A 16955-nucleotide genomic window follows, 5' to 3' on the forward strand; every position below is an offset into this window, starting at 1 on the left:
TTTCTATCGTATCGTTTCATTATACCACAAATAAGGGATGAAAATCTATTAGAGACTGTAAAAAATCAAAGCCTGACTGCTAGATAAATAGCTATCAAACTTTGATTTTTCCTGTCTTATCTTATCTCAAACCCATCTGAGACAATTTATTCTGATATTTGTTTTGTTCGACAAGCAAGCCCAAGCCTCCATAAACATCATAGGCATCTACCCAGTCACCAAGTTCTGGAATCGTCAATTTTTCAATACCATTTTTTGCTCCATCCAAAACAGATAAACCGTTTGTTAGGAGGAAAGTATATGGTGCGTTGGTTGAGGTCATAGCAAAAACCTTTCCAAGAGCTTCAGAACCAGTGAAAAGTTTAGTAGGATCTTTAATTTGCTCTAAAATTGCTGTTAAAACTTGCTGCTGTCTTTTGGTACGGCCGTAATCCGCCTCATCATCATCACGGAAACGAGCATAATTGAGCAGGGTCGAGCCGTTCATCTGCTGTTTTCCGACTTTAATAGTCTGGGTTGGAGACTCAGTCTCAGTAGCGTGTAAATCATCTCCGACTGTAGCTTCTGTTAGTGGACGCCCATTCAATGTTGAAAATTGAGCATCAATTGTCACCCCATCAGGGAAAAGCGTGTCAATCGCTGTTGCAAAGGCCTGAAAATCAACCAAGGCATAGTACTTAATGTCCAAGTCAAAATTATCTTTCAAGACTTGACGAACCATTTCTGCCCCTTTTTGCCCCTCTTGTTCTCCTAACTCGTAGGCTACGTTTAACTTGTTATCCGTCTGTTTTCTACCGTTAATCACTTGACTGTAACCGTCTATATAAACCAAATTGTCACGCATGAAACTGACTAGCTTCATTTTCTTATCTGAGCCGCCAACATTTAATACCATAATAGAGTCTGTCCGCGTCTCAGCACTATTTTGACCAATTCGACCGTCCGTCCCCATGATCAAAATATTAACCCCGTCTCTAGTGTCCTGACCATTAAAGACTTGAACCTGTGCTGCCTTAGCATCAGCAGTTTTCTTTGCGCTAGCATCTTGGTAACCACGCAAAAACATGAATACCATGGCCAAAGCCACACAGACCAAAAGTGAAAAAATCACCATAAAAATGCGTTTAAGACGGAGCTTCCGTCTTTTCTTTTTGGGAGGAGCAGAAAGTGTTTGCGATTTGGATTGTGAGCGACTCCGGTTCGCATAGCTTGGTAAGTCAACCTGCTCTTCTCTTTCTTGTTCCAAGCTGGAACTACTATTTACCCTAGCAAGAGTTATCTTTTCTTGCAAATAGGCAAACTCATTTTTTTCTCTCTCATTGAGATAGTGAATATTTTTTAGCAAATAATCATAACGTAATTTTTCATGATGACTGAGAGGATTTTCTTTACTCATCTTCTCTCCTTTCCATGGTCTGATATTGGATAAATAGGATAGGCACCCAGAACCTTATACTGGATTCCAATCGCTTCTAGTTCTTTTTGGGCAAAGTGAACCAAGGATTTATCAGTATAGTCCACATCAATAATGAAAAAGTATTCGCCTAGCGCTGTCTTGAGTGGACGACTTTCAATTTTTGTTAAGTCAATTCCTCGCCAAGCAAAAGTAGAAAGGGCCTTGTAGAGTGCACCTGGAAGGTTGTCAGGTAAGGTCAGGGCAAAACTCATTTTTTTAGTTTGTGCTTGCAAGGGAATAGTAGGCGTTTCAGCTCCCAGAACCCAGAAACGTGTGAAATTGGCTTCCATTTCCTGAATATCCTCAGCAATCAGTTCCAAGCCATATTCCTCAGCAGAACTTCTAGGCGCAATAGCCGCAAAGTGTTGATCTGGATGTTCTGAAATAAAGCGGGCCGCATAAGCAGTACTAGCAGTCACCTCGATTTGGGCCTCTGGATACTGTTCATCGATGAATTTCTTACCTTGCGCCAAAGCCTGTGGATGAGAAAAAATCTTCTCAATCTTAGTGTGACCTGGAACCACCATCAACTGCTGATGAATAGGCTGAACGATTTCTGCAACTGCTTGAATGCGAGCCTGATGAAAAAGGTAGTCCAAGGTTTCATGAACACTACCCTCAATAGAATTTTCAACTGGCACCACAGAATAGTCCACCAATCCTTGCTCATAGGCCTTGATGACATCTGTAATATTGGCAAAGGCCTGCAATTCCTCATGAGGAAAAGCTGTCTGCACAACGTGATGTGAAAATGATCCCTTGGGACCTAGATAAGCAATTTTCATCTCAGTTCCTCTATAATTTCCTCTGGGCTTAACTTGGTCACATCCAAAATCCGACTAGCCACTTCCTCATACCAAACCTGTCTTTCTTGGAAAATAGCTACTAATTCTTCCTTGCTATTATTTAGAAAAAGCGGACGCTGATTGTCCTGATCAGCTGATATGCGTTGGTAGAGGGTTTCAAAATCTGCTTTCAGGTAGATATTATCTGCATTAGTCTTGAGTAAGTCACGATTTCTCTGAGAAATAACCACTCCTCCTCCAGTTGACACAACTTGGTCTCTTTGTAGTAAATCAGCTAGGACTTCTGACTCTACCTGTCGAAAGGCTGATTCTCCCTTTTCAGCAAAAAAATTCGCAATGGCCATACCTAGGCGCTTCTCAATCAGGGCATCCATATCAAGGTAATTAGGATCCAAGCCTCTTGCAATAGTCGATTTGCCAGCCCCCATAAATCCTAGTAACACCTTAGCCATGAATCAAGTTCTCCAAATCATCAAAGAAGCTAGGATAGCTGGTATTGATGGCTTCAGCACGGTCAAGTTCCACTTCTCCATCTGCAACCAAGAGAGATGCGATAGCTGTCATCATGCCGATACGATGGTCTCCAAAAGTATTGACTCTAGCACCGTGAAGGGCTGATTTTCCTTTGATAATCATCCCATCTGCCGTAGGAGTAATATCTACTCCCATACTATTTAAGGCGTCTGCCACAACCTGAATACGGTCTGTTTCCTTGACCTTGAGCTCCTCAGCATCCTTGATAACTGTAACACCTTGGGCTTGGGTCGCAAGCAGAGCAATAATGGGCAATTCATCAATCAAGCGTGGAATCAAGGCACCGCCAATCTCTGTTCCTTTGAGGTCTGAAGACTCAACAGTTAAGGTAGCAGATTTAGCGACTGGGTCAATTTCAGTTATTTCTAGTTTTCCACCCATGGCACGAATGACATCAATAATACCAGTACGCGTTTCATTGATACCCACATTCTGCAGCACGACACGAGAGTTTGGAACAATTAAACCTGCGACCAACCAAAAGGCTGCACTGGAAATATCTCCTGGAACAACCACCTTTTGTCCTGTCAGTTTTTGTGGCCCTTGGACTGTGATTTTCTTGCCGTCCACACTTAAATGGCCACCAAATTGTTGCAACATATCTTCAGTATGATTACGGGTGCACTCTTTTTCAATAATAACTGACTCCCCCTGAGCCTGCAAGGCCGCAAACATCAAGGCTGACTTAACCTGGGCAGATGCAATTGGCAACTCATAATAAATAGGTCTTAGGGTTTTCGTCCCTTTTAAATGAAGGGGAGGAAGGTCTCGCTCAGTTTGCCCTGAAATGCTAACGCCCATTTTTTTCAGTGGAATCGTCACACGATCCATAGGACGTTTGGAAAGACTATCATCGCCAAACATTTCTACTTCAAAGTCTGCACCAGCAAGAACACCTGAAATCAGGCGAATCGAGGTTCCAGAATTTCCCATATCAAGGGCATTTTGCGGAGCTTTTAAACCATCCATACCTACACCTTGAATGGTAATAACCCCATTTTTATCCTCAATCTCAACACCAAGGTCACGAAAAACTTGAATAGTTGAGAGCACGTCCTCGCCACGCAAAATATCATAAACCTTGGTCTCACCCTCAGCCAAACTTCCAAAGATAATGGAACGGTGGCTGATAGACTTGTCACCTGGAACGCGGATACTGCCATGTAAGTGGCGAATGTTTGTTTTTAGTTTCATACTGGACCTCATACTTGCAATACTTTTACCTATTTTATCATAAAAAGCCAGAAATTCCTTAAAAATTCCTGACTTTATGATAGTTATTTTCTTATTTTAGCAATTCTGAAACTGGTTCGAAAACAATTTTTTCAATGTCAGAAAGGTAAATGGCCAATTGTTGTTGCTTGGTAAAGAATTCTGACAAGAGGCTATTTCCTTGAATCTGTTTACCAAAGCCTTCCATTTTAGCTTGGAAGGAAGCATCTGGCATTTGACCTGTATGTGCTAGTTTTTGAATTTCCTCTTGAAAGGCAAGGTATTCTGTAAAGATTTTGCTTGCCTCAGCATCTGCTGCAATCGCATCCTTGGCTGCTTTGACAGCCTTGTATTCTGGCAATTCGCGTAGACCGCGACTGAGTTCGTTTGCACTATCGTAAATATTTGACATGATTTTCTCCTTATTTGATAACGACTGTGTAGTCGGTATTTTCTGTTATGAGGTGCTCGGCTCGTTCCAAGTCTTGAGCATTTTTAAATGAAATTTGTAGAATCCCGTGAATGTCCTCACGGTTTTCCTCGTTGATGTGGATGTTAACCAAGGAAGTTCCACGTAGCAGTTCCAAAATCCGCAAGATGACATCTTCTTCATCGGGAACATCGACATAGAGGTCATAAGAGCTATCCACACCACCACGCTTATGAATTTCCATAGCCTGACGTTGCTCACGTGCTTGATTGAAAAAGTTCCAAATCTGCTCCTCATCTCCCTTGCTGATGGCCTGACCAATCGCTTCCAACCGTTCCTTGAAATCCGCAATTCGATCCAAAATAGTTTCACGATTAGATAAGAGAATGGAGGTCCACATACCTGGCTCGCTTTCCGCAATTCGGGTCATATCTCGAAAACCACCGGCCGCAAAACGCCTTGCCATCTCATGTTCTTGAGCATAGACCGCGGTCTGTTCCATGAGACTAGAAGCCAGAATATGAGGAAAATGGCTAATCTGAGAAGTGACACGATCATGCTCCTTGGCATCAATCTCGATAAAACGAGCATGAAGACCTGAAAGCAGATCCTTCATTTCCTCAAGCGTGTCCTGACCTGTCAGACTCGAAGGTGTAAAGATATAATAGGCATTTTCAAAGAGATTGACATCCGCAGAAGCAGCCCCTGTCTTGTGACTACCAGCCATGGGATGGGCCCCGACAAAGCGAACAGGTTTGCCAGCCAAATATTGCTCCGCCGCATCCACAATGGCTGACTTGGTCGAACCAGCATCTGAGATAATCACGCCTTCTTTCAAGTCCAAGTTGGCCAATTCCTTAATGAAAGCAATGGTTTGTTTGATTGGCAAACTGAGAATAATGATATCTGCCAAAGGAGCAAAACTAGCAAAATCATCCGTTGCACGGTCAATCATGCCTTCTTTCAAGGCGATATCTCTCGAAGCTTGACTGCGATTATAACCTAAAATTTCATAATCTGGATGATCGCGTTTGATACCAAGTGCCATCGAGGCACCGATCAAACCAAGACCTGCGATATAGACTATTTTTGCCATAGGAACTCCTTAATAGTTCTTTGTATAGTCTCGGTGTTGGGCTACCGCTTCTTTTAGTTCCTCGAGATTATCTGATGAGAATTTTTCAAGGATTTCTTGCGCCAGAACCGTTGCCACAACGGCTTCCATGACCACACCGGCTGCTGGAAGAGCGGTCGGATCACTTCTCTCCACGGTTGCCTTATAAGGTTCGTGGGTTTCGATATCCACACTCATAAGAGGCTTATAAAGAGTAGGAATAGGTTTCATAACTCCACGAACAACGATCGGTTGCCCGTTGGTCATACCACCTTCAAAGCCGCCAAGATTGTTAGTACGGCGAATATAGCCGTCTTCTTTAGACCAGAGAATCTCATCCATAACTTGGCTACCTTTGCGGTAACCAGCTTCAAAGCCAAGACCAAATTCAACCCCTTTAAAGGCATTGATAGAGACAACTGCTTGGGCAAGTCTGGCATCCAATTTTCTGTCCCATTGGACATAGGAACCAAGACCAACTGGAACACCTCCGACAACTGTCTCGACAACCCCACCGATGGTATCTCCATCACGCTTGATTTGGTCAATATAGTCCTTGATTTCCTGTTCTCTTTCTTGGTTGACAATAGAAACTTCAGACTGGGCGGCTCTTTTCTTAATCTCAGCAACTGTAAGATTCTCAGGAACGTCGATTTCCTTGCCACCAAAGACCACGACATGATTGGCAATCTCCATATCCAATTCAGCCAAGAGGCGTTTGGCTACTGCTCCTACTGCCACCCGCATGGTGGTTTCACGAGCTGATGAACGCTCCAAAGAATTTCGCAAATCGTCAAAACGGTACTTGATGCCCCCAACCAAATCGGCGTGACCGGGACGAGGATGGGTGATTTTTCGTTTGCTTTTAAGGCGGTCTTCAATGTCCTCCGCAGACATGATGTCCAGCCATTTTTGGTGATCCTTATTGATGACATCCATAGTAATAGGCGCCCCTGTCGTCTTCCCATGGCGAACGCCCGAAGTAAAGACAACCTGGTCATTCTCAATCTTCATACGACCACCACGACCGTAGCCACCCTGACGGCGTCTAAGGTCCTCATTGATATCCTCAGCTGTCAATGGAAGTCCAGCTGGAATTCCCTCAATAATAGCTGTTAGACGGGGGCCGTGTGATTCTCCTGCAGTTAAATATCTCATACACTCTCCTTATTTTACCAAGTAGTCTTTCATCTCTTCCAGAGAAACTGGATGAATGGTCGCTGAACCAAGCTCTGGCACCAAGACCAATTTCAAGGTGTTACCACGCGCTTTCTTGTCATGTGTCAAAGCCTGATAAAGCTTGTCAACTTCCCAATTTTCATAGTCAACAGGCAAGCCGAATTTCTGACACATCTCTGTGATAGATTGGGTAATGCCAGCTGGCATGAGACCCTTTTTCTCAGCAACCTTGGAAATCTGTACCATTCCCATGGCCACAGCTTCACCATGCATGACTTTTCCATAACCGGCAGTTGCTTCAATGGCATGGCCAATAGTATGGCCAAAATTGAGGTAAAGACGAACACCATTGTCTAACTCATCCTCAACCACCATCTTGCGCTTGACCTGACAAGAATGTTCAATCAAGATCTCTGCATGCTCCAAAATGCTCTCTACAGTACCATCTAGCTCCGTCAATAGAGTCCATAGTTCTGGATCCTCAATCAAGCCATACTTGATGACCTCCCCCATCCCTTCAATCAACTCTCTTTTTCCAAGTGTTTCAAGGACAAGCGGATCAATCAGAACCCCATCTGGTTGAGCAAAGGTGCCCACCATATTCTTAGCAAATGGAGTATTGACGCCTGTCTTTCCACCGATAGAAGAATCAACCTGGGCTGTCAAACTAGTCGGAATCTGAACAAAGTGAATACCCCGCATATAGGTAGAGGCTACAAAGCCAGCCAGATCCCCAACAACGCCACCACCAAGAGCCACGATTCCATCGCTACGAGTCAACCCCTGCTTAACTAGGAATTCATAGACTTTCTGAACAGTAGTCAAATTCTTTCTTTCTTCACCTTCTAAAAAGTCAAAAACAGCTACCTGAAAACTAGAATCTTCTAGGCTGAGCTTGACCTTCTCTGCATAAAGAGAAGCTACATGGTTATCTGTTACAATGACTACCTTTTGTGGTTGCCAGAATTCTCGCAACCATTGGCCAGCCTGAGCTAGACAACCTTTTTCAATCTGAATATCATAAGGATGATGAGGAATATCGATTCTGATTTTCATAGGAGAATCTCCTTTTCTTTATTGGTATTTTTCTGTTAAAGACTGCCAAATTTCTTTTGTCGGCATTTCCTTGCCTGTCCACAGTTGAAAAGCTTCTGCAGCCTGATAGAGCAACATCCCCAGACCATTGACGGCTGGATTGCCCTGACTTCTAGCCCATTTCAAAAATGGCGTTTCAAAAGGCTTGTAAATGATATCTGCTACTAAAAGAGTTTCTGATAGGACAATGCTTTCAGGAACTGGGGATGATTTACCATCCATGCCCACACTGGTGGCATTAACCAGCAACTCCGACTCAGCAATCCTTGATTGCAGTTCAGAAATATCTTCTAAAGCATACAAGTCCACTTTAAAGCCTGTCTGCTCCTGTAATTTGTCTAGGTAAGGTCTTGTTTTTTCCATAGAAACGGAACGAACAAAGACCGAAATCTGACGGACGCCGTCCAAAATAGCTTGTGCCAAAATGGACTTGGCCGCACCACCTGCACCCAGCAGGGTCATATTCTTACCTGTAATTGTAAAAGAAGGCAAGCTCTTAAAAAATCCCTTGCCATCTGTATTATATCCAATTAAATTGCCATTATGATTGACAACCGTATTGACCGCACCAATCAAGCGCGCTTCATCACTCAGTTCATCCAAATAAGGAATCACTTGCTCTTTATAGGGCATGGACAGGTTGATGCCAAACATCTGGTAGCGACGAATATTGGCCACTGTTTCTGCCAAGTCACTCGTTTCAATCTCCCAAGCCACATAAACACCATTGGTAGCTGTCGCCTCAAAGGCATTGTTGTGAATAAAGGGGGAAATAGAATGCTTAATAGGATTGGCAACAACGGCAGCTAAACGTGTATAGCCATCAAGCTTCATCCAAAATCTCCCTGATTTTTTTCATGTTGGCTAGAGAAATCTGACCAGGGGCACTAGCCTCATCCAGACTGGCAAAAGACCAACTCGAACCAGTCACATCCGCAGTGATACGAGAGACCTTGCCCACCTTTCCCATAGAAATGGTCACATATTCCTGTTCAGGATTGAGGGTTTTAAAGCCTCGTGTATAGTTCATCAAGTCTAAGACATCCTGCTCCGTGTGAGCCATCACCGCAACCTTAACAAGTTTTGGATTTAAGCTCGTCAACTCTGACAAGATTTCCATCATATTTTCAGGTGTTCCTTGGAAATTGTGGTAACTCAAAACAAGATTTGGGAAGTCCAGCATCTCCTCAAAAACATCCTTGTAGCTGTAGTACTCAAAATCAATATAGTCTGGTTGATAGAGTTGCGCCACTTCCTTGATTAGATGGATATATTCTTCTGGAGAAAGGTCGATTTCTCCCCCCTCAGAGCGAGTTCGTAGCGTGAAAACCAACTCACGACCTGCGAATTTTTCAAAAATAGCTGGAGCCACCTGCAAAATCGCTTCTTTAGGCAGATAGTCGGCACGCCATTCAATGATGTCGGCATCCAGGTACCTCGTGGCATCCAGAGCCTGGGCCTCCTCTAAACTTCTTGGCATTACTGAAACGATCAATTTCATTTACTAACCTTCATACTAATCACCTTGAGGTAATTACTACTTTCATCTTTTTTATTATAGGCAAAATCTGCTGGAAGACCGTATTTATTTAAAATCTGGTAACTTCTTCCTGCAAAGCCTTTATCAATTTGTTCTGTAAATTTCTGACGGGAAACATTGGCAGCATTGGTACTGGCAATGATAATCCCTCCCGGATTTAAAATCTCCAGACTCTGGGAAATCAACTTGTGATAATCCTTGGCCACAGAGAATGTTTGTTTTTTGTTCCGAGCGAAGCTAGGCGGATCTAGAACAATCACATCGTAGGTCAGGCCTTTTCTCTTAGCGTATTTGAAATATTCAAAGACATCCATAACCACAAAACGGTGGTCGTCTGTACTAATTCCATTTGCCTGAAAATGCGCTTGAGACAATTCTCGTGAACGCTTGGCTAGGTCAACCGAAGTTGTCTGGCTTGCTCCTCCCATGGCCGCAGCCACGGAAAAGGCAGCTGTATAAGAAAACATATTGAGCAAGGATTTATCCATAGCTAAACCATCAACCAAACTCCCACGAACCTCATGCTGGTCTAGGAAAATCCCTGTCATCAAGCCATCATTCATAAAGACTTGATACAGGACACCATTTTCCAAAACAGTGAAAAATTCAGGTGCTTCTTGACCATAAACATGGGCAGATTCATAGTCCAAACCCTTAAAACGGATCTTCTCATAGGTCCCTAAAACCTCAGGAAAAACCTGTCTAAAAGCTTCTGAGATAACCTTGCGAATCTGATAAACATAAGAGTTATACCAAGAAAAGACAGCATAGTCGCCATAAAGGTCCACTGTCAGACCCCCAAAGCCATCTCCCTCTTGGTTGAAGAGACGAAAGGCAGTTGTCAAATCATCTTGATAGTAGGCTCTTCTCTTTTCTTTAGCTTGTCTAAACAGCGTTTCAAAGAAAGCTTGATTGAAGGCCACCTTGTCCTTACTAACAAACCAGCCCAAGCCCTTGTTTTGCTGAGAAAGGTAGGCAGTCCCAAGAAAGGTGCCTTCTTGACGATAGACTTCTACTTCCTGATCCTTGAGATTGACATTCTCAAGATCACTAGCTTCTAGTAAAACTAGCCCCTTAGCGAGCTTCTTTTCAACCCTTTTGCTGACTCTTATTCTATTCATAACTACTATTATATCAAACTTTTAGCCAATTCTCAAAAAAGAAACTACCCTTGCTTTTTTACTCTTCTTTTAAAAAATGGTATACTAATACTAATAAAAAATTAGGAAGTAAATGTGTGAGAATTAATTTTAACAAAATCCAAAAAGCCATGGGTACCAGACTGGGTTTTGTCCTAACCCTTTTAATCCTCTATTGGCTCAAAACCTTATTAGCCTATACCGTTGACTTTAATTTAGATATTCAATTGGGCAAGTTGCAGGGAAATTACCTTGCCTTTATCGCCTTTTTCAACCCCCTTCCTCTAGGACTACTCCTGCTGGCTCTAGCCCTCTATGCTCGCTCAACCAAGATCTTTTATGGCCTGAGTATAGCTATTTATAGCCTTTTATTCATTTGGCTTTATTCCAATGTCTTTTACTATCGAGAATTTAGCGACTTTATCACGGCTAATACCATGAAAGTGGTCAGCAAGGTGTCTGTCGGCACTGCAGAACTAGAGTTACTGCGTCCTTGGGATTTCATCTATTTTATGGATTTCCCATTGCTGGCTTTCCTTTTCTATAAAAAATTCATCCCGCTGAATAGGAGACCCTTCAAATTCCGCTCCAGTGTTGCTATCACTGCTCTCTCAGCCCTGCTCTTTTCTGCTAATCTTTTCTTGGCAGAGATTGAGCGTCCCGATCTCCTGTCGCGAGGATTTTCTAATTATTATATTGTTCGTGCCCTTAGTTTGCCAGCCTTTTTAGGCTATAGTGCCAACCAATCCTATAGCGCTAATAAAGAACGGGCTAAGGCCTCTGAGACTGACCTTCAACCTATTACAGATTATATTCAAGAACATTCGGCTAAGCCCAATCCAGACTATTTTGGCCTGGCCAAAGGGAAAAATGTGATTTATCTCCACTTGGAGAGTTTCCAACAGTTCCTGCTTGACTATAAACTCAACATAGATGGAACTGAGCATGAAGTCACTCCCTTCCTAAATTCACTCTACCATTCGCAATCAACCCTAGCCTTTTCTAATATCTTTAACCAAGTCAAGGCTGGTAAAACCTCAGATGCAGAAACCATGCTGGAGACAGGTTTATTTGGCCTTGACCAAGGTTCCTTCATGGTCAACTACGGAGGTACCAATACCCAGCAGGCCGCACCTTTTATCCTATCAAAAAACGGCTATCAATCAAGTGCTATCTTTCACGGCAATATCGGGACCTTCTGGAATCGAAATACGACCTACAAACAATGGGGCTACCAATACTTCTTTGATGCTTCCTACTTCACCAAGCAAGACAGTAGCAATTCTTTCCAATATGGTTTAAATGATAAAATCATGATGAAAGATTCTATCCAATATCTGGAGCATTTACAGCAACCTTTTTATACTAAGTATATCACGGTGTCCAATCACTATCCCTATGCTAGCAATCTGACAGGCGATGAGCTTGGTTTCCCACTGGCTAAGACCAAAGATGAAACGATCAATGGCTACTTCCAAACAGCCAACTATCTGGATAGCGCTATCAAGGCCTTCTTTGACTATCTCAAAGAAAGTGGCCTCTATGAAAAATCCATCATCGTCATTTACGGAGACCATTATGGTATTTCCAACTCCCGCAATCCTGAGCTGGCACCCTTGATTGGAAAGACTTCTGAGAACTGGTCGAATTACGACAATGCCATGTTGCAACGAGTGCCTTTTATGGTGGTCATGCCTGGTTATGAAAAGGGGCAAATCATCAATACCTACGGTGGGCAAATCGATATCTTACCGACTCTCGAACACCTCCTTGGTATTGAGTCCAATTCCTTCCTTCAAGTTGGACAAGATCTCCTATCACCAGACCATCAAGAAATCGTTGCCTTTCGAACTGCCAATTCCTTCGTCACACCAAAATACACTAGTTATGACGGACGAACCTACTATACTGAAAGTGGTCTCGAAATCAGTAATCTTGATGAACAAACTCAGACTGAACTGGAAAGCGTTCGGCAGGCAGCCAGTCAACAGCTGAAAATCAGTGACCAGATTCAAACTGGCGATTTGATACGTTTTTACCAAAAAGATCATCTTGGAAAAGTTGATACTGAAAGTATTTCTTACCTCAATTCCTTGCCAGTTTTACAAAAGATTGAACAGGAAAAAGGTAGTCAATCAACCAGTCTCTTTAGCCAACGACAAGGTAAAACCAGTGCTGACCTTTTCAAGGCACCAAGTTACCAAGAACTTCACCCAGAGTCGGCAGAAACCGAATCAAAATCACAATCATAACCACCCGTCAAACGGGTGGTTTGTACCAGGGCTATAAGCCCAAATTACCAGCCAGCGCCTAAAGACGCTGGCTTTCACTTTGTTCAAGCCTCATTGCTCTTGACTCGTCACTTGCCTCTTAAAGAGGCTTTAGTATTACTTACCACTATCCCTAAAGGGATCCTCATATTCTTTTACACTCAATTTATCTAGTGCTATATCATGCTTTACTCGTTCTCAAATTTTCATACTCGTGAAGAAATCATCCACTGGATAATTTCTTTAATCTTGAATATATTTCTTAATTGTGGCTTCATTGAGTCCAACCGTACTCACATAATAACCTTCCGCCCCAAAATGCCGATCCCCAAACCTATACTTGAGGTTGGCGTGTTTGTCAAACATCATGAGTGCACTTTTTCCTTTTAAATAACCCATGAAACTCGAAACACTTATCCTTGGTGGAATACTTACTAACATGTGTACATGGTCTGGCATTAAGTGACCCTCGATAATTTCAACTCCTTTATAACTACACAAGCGATGAAATATTTCGCCTAAACTACTTCGATATTGATTATAGATAACTTTTCGTCTATACTTAGGGGTGAACACAATGTGATACTTACAATGCCACTTTGTGTGCGATAAACTATGAGCCTTTTGTACCATATTTTTCTCCTTTCGCTTTACAATTAGCTTGAACACCTTTATTGTATCGCGTTCGGAGTTTTTTTGGTATAACCTTCGACGCGCACCCGCATAGCGGGTGGTTTTTTTGTCTCGCACCTAACGGAGCGAGACGGACTAATAGTCACATAATAAAACGCATACTATCAAGGTTCAAACACCTGATACTATGCGTTTTTCTTATTTGAAAGACTTTTATCCAGATTTCTTTACTTAATCTTCTTGATACTTTGACTAAGAATAAATCCTACAATCATCCCTACCATATTTTGCATGAAATTTGGTAGGATTTCTGGTAGGGCTGCAGCCCAGCCATTCATCAATGTAGAACCCAAGGCGTAACCCCCTACCATGGCAATCGTTGCTAAGATAAGGCCTAACCACTGAGTTTTTCCTTTAAATCCTGCGAAAAATCCCTGCAAGCCATGGTTGACCAAACTAAAGAACATCCACTGAGGATAGCCTGATAAGAGGTCAATCAAGAAACCTGCCAGTCCTCCGACTACAGCCCCTTCACGACTACCAAAGTAGAAAGCCGTAAAGAAGACACCCGCATCTAAAAGAGTTAGAATGCCTGTCGGTGTTGGAATTTTTAAGAAATAGCCTAGGACCACAGAGAGGGCGGTTAATAGGGATACAAGGGCGATTTTAGTTGTTTTGGTTTGCTTCATATTGTCTTACTCCATACTGATCTGCTTGTGCAATGGCACGATAAACGAAAGCCTTAGAGCTTTCTACTGCTGGTAAAAGTTCATCACCTTTAACCAAGTGACTGGCAATGCTAGAGGCAAAGGTACAACCTGCACCAGCATTTTGCCCTTGAATGACAGGATTTTCTAGGACTGTAAAGGTTTGTCCGTCATAAAAGACATCTACAGCCTTGTCCTGACTAAGGCGATTGCCTCCCTTGATAATGACTGCTGGCGCGCCTAATTCATGCAATTTCTGCGCTGCAGCTTTCATATCTTCCAAGGTTTTAATTTCCTGATCAGCTAATAATTCTGCTTCAGGAAGATTAGGCGTAATCACACTGACATGAGGGAAAAAGCGAATCAACTCTTGGCAGAGTTCACTAACTGCTACGTCATGCGTTTCCTTGCAGACCAATACAGGATCCAGAACCACAGGCACTCCTGGGCGTTGCTTGATAAAATCCAATGCCTTCTCAGCTACACTGACAGTTGGTAGAAGACCAATCTTAATCCCTGCAAATTCCACATCACGCAAGCTATCTAATTCATATTGAAAAATGGTATCGTCAGTTGGAAAGACCTCAAATCCTTTTTCTGTCAAGGTTGTCAAGCAAGTTACTGCTACAAAGCCATGCAAGCCGTTCAAGGTATAGGTCGCCAAATCAGCGGACAATCCACCACCACTAAAAATATCATTTCCTGAAAGTGCTAAAATACGATTATTCTTCATAACGAATCTCCTTTAAATATAAACCATTTGGTGCTGCAGTGGGACCTGCAAGTTGCCTGTTCTTTTTCTCCAAAATCAGGTCAATCTGCTCTACTGGCATTCGATTATTTCCGATTTTGAGCAGTGTCCCCACCATATTGCGAATCTGCTTATACAAGAAACCATTTCCTGAAAAGGTAAAGGTCAAAAACTGGCCTGTCTCATCAACCCTGAGACTAGCTTCTGTGATGGTGCGAACCTTGTCCTCTACGCTGGTCCCAGATGCTGTAAAGCCTGTGAAATCGTGGGTTCCTTCTAGCCTTTTGACGGCCTCCTGCATCCTCTCCACATCGAGTGGGTAGGGGAAGTGAGTGGCATAGTGACGGCGCATCGGATTTTTGGGACGGCCCCTATCCACGATAAACTCATAGGTCTTGCTGTGCTTGGCATAACGGCAATGAAAATTATCCGCCACAAGCTCAATCGAAACCACATCGATATCTTCAGGAGACTGGGTATCCAAGGCAAAACGGAGCTTCTCCTCATCCATCTGATAGGGCAGGTCAAAATGAATCACCTGTCCCAAAGCATGAACCCCACTATCTGTCCTACCAGCACCGTGAACAGTAATGGCTTGCCCTTTATTTAACCTGGTCAAGGTTTTTTCAATTTCTTCCTGAACGCTACGCGCATGAGGCTGGCGCTGAAAACCAGAAAAGGCATAACCATCATAGGAAATAGTTGCTTTGTATCTCGTCATAACTTCTATTTTATCAAGAAATTAGTCTCGTAACAAGCTAGAAAATTTATAATTGTCTGGGTACAAAATTCACAAAAAGAAAAACTTAGGAAACCAATCCTAAGCTCTCTTGTGAAGTAGGTACATGACAAAGATAGAGGTTACAATCAACCAAGATCCTAAGATAGCAAAGACCAACATCCCATTGTGAGTTAGTAAGCCAATTGCACCTAGAACAAATGGGGTCGTAAAGGCTCCGAAACTACAGCCTAATACAGCAAATGAAGTTGCTTGATTGAGGAGTTTAGCTGGAATTCGTTCAGAGACAAGTTGAAAGACCGTCGTCAAGGCTACACTGTAGGCAAAACCAGCCAGAATGCTTCCTGCCACTACCACCCACAAGGATGGAGACAAGGCAATCACGATTTGCCCTAAGCCGAAGGTAATACCAGACCAGAGGAGCAATTTTTCCTTAAAGATAGAAATCAAGAAAGAAAAACTCACCCCAGCCACAATCCCGATCAACTGCATGACACTAAGAACAAAACTAGATAACTGGGCATCTCCAAGTCCTCTTTCCACCATCAAACTTGGAATACGGATGGTAATAGCCGTATTGGTACAAACTACAACTGCCGCTTCTATAGCTAGGATAAAAATCAAGCCTTTCATTTCCCCAGTTAAACGACTTGCTTCCTTCTCCTTTTTCTTGACTGCTTTCTTTTCTTTGCCATAAGGGACAAAGAGTAGATATAGGATCAGCACCAAAAATCCAGCACTATAGGCTAGGAAGGTAGCTGTCCAACCAAAGGCCAACAATTGGCCGACTGCCAAAGTAATGAGAGAAGCCCCAACGACCTCTGCAGAACCGCGTAATCCTAGCATCTGAATTCGGGTTTTTCCTTGATAGCGTTCACTGATAATAGAAATAGCCTTGGCATTGATCATCCCAACTCCCAAACCAAAAAGAATCCGTGTCCCAAAGACAAAGGGATAGGCTTGATACCAAAAGGGAGCTGTTCCACTTAGTGATAAAATCAACAAGCCCAAACTAATCTGTAAGCGCTCAGGAAATATTTTTTCTAAGAAACCATTTAGCAGTAACATCATCATGATTCCAAAGGAAGGCAAGCTCGCCAAGAGCTCAATTTGTTCCTTAGGATAACCTTGATAATAGTCAAACATGGCTGGCAGGGCACTCGAGATGGAAAAGGAGGTAATCAAAACGAGGGAGAGAGCCAAAATACTGGCCCGTTCTAAAAATTGTTTCATGAAATCTCTTTCTATATTTCTCTTAATCTTCTACTTTTTTGATCGTTATCAAACAAGCAAGAAAAGAAGAAGTCCCATTGGTATACAGACTCCTTCTTAAACTCGAAAATGAATCCC

16 protein-coding genes and 1 pseudogene are annotated in these 16955 nt (G+C 42.8%); 1 reads left to right on the forward strand and 16 read right to left on the reverse strand.

Going from position 1 to position 16955, the window contains the following annotated elements; translation table 11 throughout:
• Nucleotides 1-121: 121 nt before the first annotated feature.
• The 11 genes from psr to HT689_RS02205 all read right to left on the reverse strand — a co-directional run bounded on the left by psr (nucleotide 122) and on the right by HT689_RS02205 (nucleotide 10487).
• Entirely contained in the window at nucleotides 122-1396 is a 1275-nt protein-coding gene (psr, locus tag HT689_RS02155) for a polyisoprenyl-teichoic acid--peptidoglycan teichoic acid transferase Psr (RefSeq protein ID WP_173226737.1), read from the reverse strand.
• On the reverse strand, nucleotides 1393-2241 hold the full coding sequence (gene pheA, locus HT689_RS02160) for a prephenate dehydratase (RefSeq protein WP_173226739.1): 849 nt from the start codon (nucleotides 2239-2241) through the stop codon (nucleotides 1393-1395). Before pheA ends, psr begins: the two co-directional genes overlap by 4 nt.
• On the reverse strand, nucleotides 2238-2714 hold the full coding sequence (locus HT689_RS02165) for a shikimate kinase (protein WP_173226741.1): 477 nt from the start codon (nucleotides 2712-2714) through the stop codon (nucleotides 2238-2240). Before HT689_RS02165 ends, pheA begins: the two co-directional genes overlap by 4 nt.
• Entirely contained in the window at nucleotides 2707-3990 is a 1284-nt protein-coding gene (aroA, locus tag HT689_RS02170) for a 3-phosphoshikimate 1-carboxyvinyltransferase (RefSeq protein WP_173226743.1), read from the reverse strand. Before aroA ends, HT689_RS02165 begins: the two co-directional genes overlap by 8 nt.
• A gap of 91 nt (nucleotides 3991-4081) precedes the next feature.
• Complete coding sequence (locus tag HT689_RS02175; RefSeq protein ID WP_173226745.1) at nucleotides 4082-4420, reverse strand: YlbF/YmcA family competence regulator; 339 nt, start codon at nucleotides 4418-4420, stop codon at nucleotides 4082-4084.
• A gap of 10 nt (nucleotides 4421-4430) precedes the next feature.
• Nucleotides 4431-5534: a prephenate dehydrogenase gene (locus HT689_RS02180; RefSeq protein WP_173280777.1), complete on the reverse strand. Its 1104-nt coding sequence runs from the start codon at nucleotides 5532-5534 to the stop codon at nucleotides 4431-4433.
• A gap of 9 nt (nucleotides 5535-5543) precedes the next feature.
• Complete coding sequence (gene aroC / locus HT689_RS02185; protein WP_173280779.1) at nucleotides 5544-6710, reverse strand: chorismate synthase; 1167 nt, start codon at nucleotides 6708-6710, stop codon at nucleotides 5544-5546.
• A gap of 9 nt (nucleotides 6711-6719) precedes the next feature.
• Entirely contained in the window at nucleotides 6720-7787 is a 1068-nt protein-coding gene (gene aroB / locus HT689_RS02190; protein ID WP_173251637.1) for a 3-dehydroquinate synthase, read from the reverse strand.
• A gap of 18 nt (nucleotides 7788-7805) precedes the next feature.
• The gene (locus tag HT689_RS02195; RefSeq protein ID WP_173226753.1) at nucleotides 7806-8660 is read right to left on the reverse strand and encodes a shikimate dehydrogenase; all 855 of its coding nucleotides are present in this window, start codon (nucleotides 8658-8660) and stop codon (nucleotides 7806-7808) included.
• Nucleotides 8650-9327 carry a type I 3-dehydroquinate dehydratase gene (gene aroD / locus HT689_RS02200; protein ID WP_173226755.1) on the reverse strand — a complete coding sequence of 226 codons (678 nt, stop codon included), beginning with the start codon at nucleotides 9325-9327 and terminating at the stop codon, nucleotides 8650-8652. Before aroD ends, HT689_RS02195 begins: the two co-directional genes overlap by 11 nt.
• A complete protein-coding gene (locus HT689_RS02205; RefSeq protein WP_173226757.1) occupies nucleotides 9324-10487 on the reverse strand; it encodes a class I SAM-dependent rRNA methyltransferase in 1164 nt (387 codons plus the stop codon). Before HT689_RS02205 ends, aroD begins: the two co-directional genes overlap by 4 nt.
• A gap of 149 nt (nucleotides 10488-10636) precedes the next feature.
• On the opposite strand from HT689_RS02205, the gene HT689_RS02210 reads away from it, so the two are divergent.
• Nucleotides 10637-12757 (forward strand): LTA synthase family protein, encoded by a 2121-nt coding sequence (locus tag HT689_RS02210; protein ID WP_173226765.1) that lies wholly within the window; start codon nucleotides 10637-10639, stop codon nucleotides 12755-12757.
• 135 nt (nucleotides 12758-12892) lie between these two features.
• On the opposite strand, the pseudogene tnpA reads toward HT689_RS02210, so the two are convergent.
• The 5 genes and pseudogenes from tnpA to HT689_RS02235 form a co-directional block, all read right to left on the reverse strand.
• A pseudogene (tnpA, locus tag HT689_RS02215) lies at nucleotides 12893-13408 on the reverse strand (IS200/IS605 family transposase).
• Between the two features lie 227 nt (nucleotides 13409-13635).
• Complete coding sequence (locus HT689_RS02220) at nucleotides 13636-14097, reverse strand: ECF transporter S component (RefSeq protein ID WP_000814989.1); 462 nt, start codon at nucleotides 14095-14097, stop codon at nucleotides 13636-13638.
• Complete coding sequence (locus HT689_RS02225) at nucleotides 14075-14848, reverse strand: bifunctional hydroxymethylpyrimidine kinase/phosphomethylpyrimidine kinase (protein WP_173226975.1); 774 nt, start codon at nucleotides 14846-14848, stop codon at nucleotides 14075-14077. The genes HT689_RS02220 and HT689_RS02225 overlap by 23 nt, the downstream gene beginning before the upstream one ends.
• Entirely contained in the window at nucleotides 14838-15587 is a 750-nt protein-coding gene (truA, locus tag HT689_RS02230; RefSeq protein WP_173226973.1) for a tRNA pseudouridine(38-40) synthase TruA, read from the reverse strand. The genes HT689_RS02225 and truA overlap by 11 nt, the downstream gene beginning before the upstream one ends.
• A 99-nt stretch (nucleotides 15588-15686) precedes the next feature.
• Nucleotides 15687-16838 carry an MFS transporter gene (locus tag HT689_RS02235; protein WP_173226972.1) on the reverse strand — a complete coding sequence of 384 codons (1152 nt, stop codon included), beginning with the start codon at nucleotides 16836-16838 and terminating at the stop codon, nucleotides 15687-15689.
• Between the last annotated feature and the right edge of the window lie 117 nt (nucleotides 16839-16955).

This window comes from Streptococcus sp. 2342 (genome assembly GCF_013276795.1).
Lineage (GTDB): Bacteria > Bacillota > Bacilli > Lactobacillales > Streptococcaceae > Streptococcus.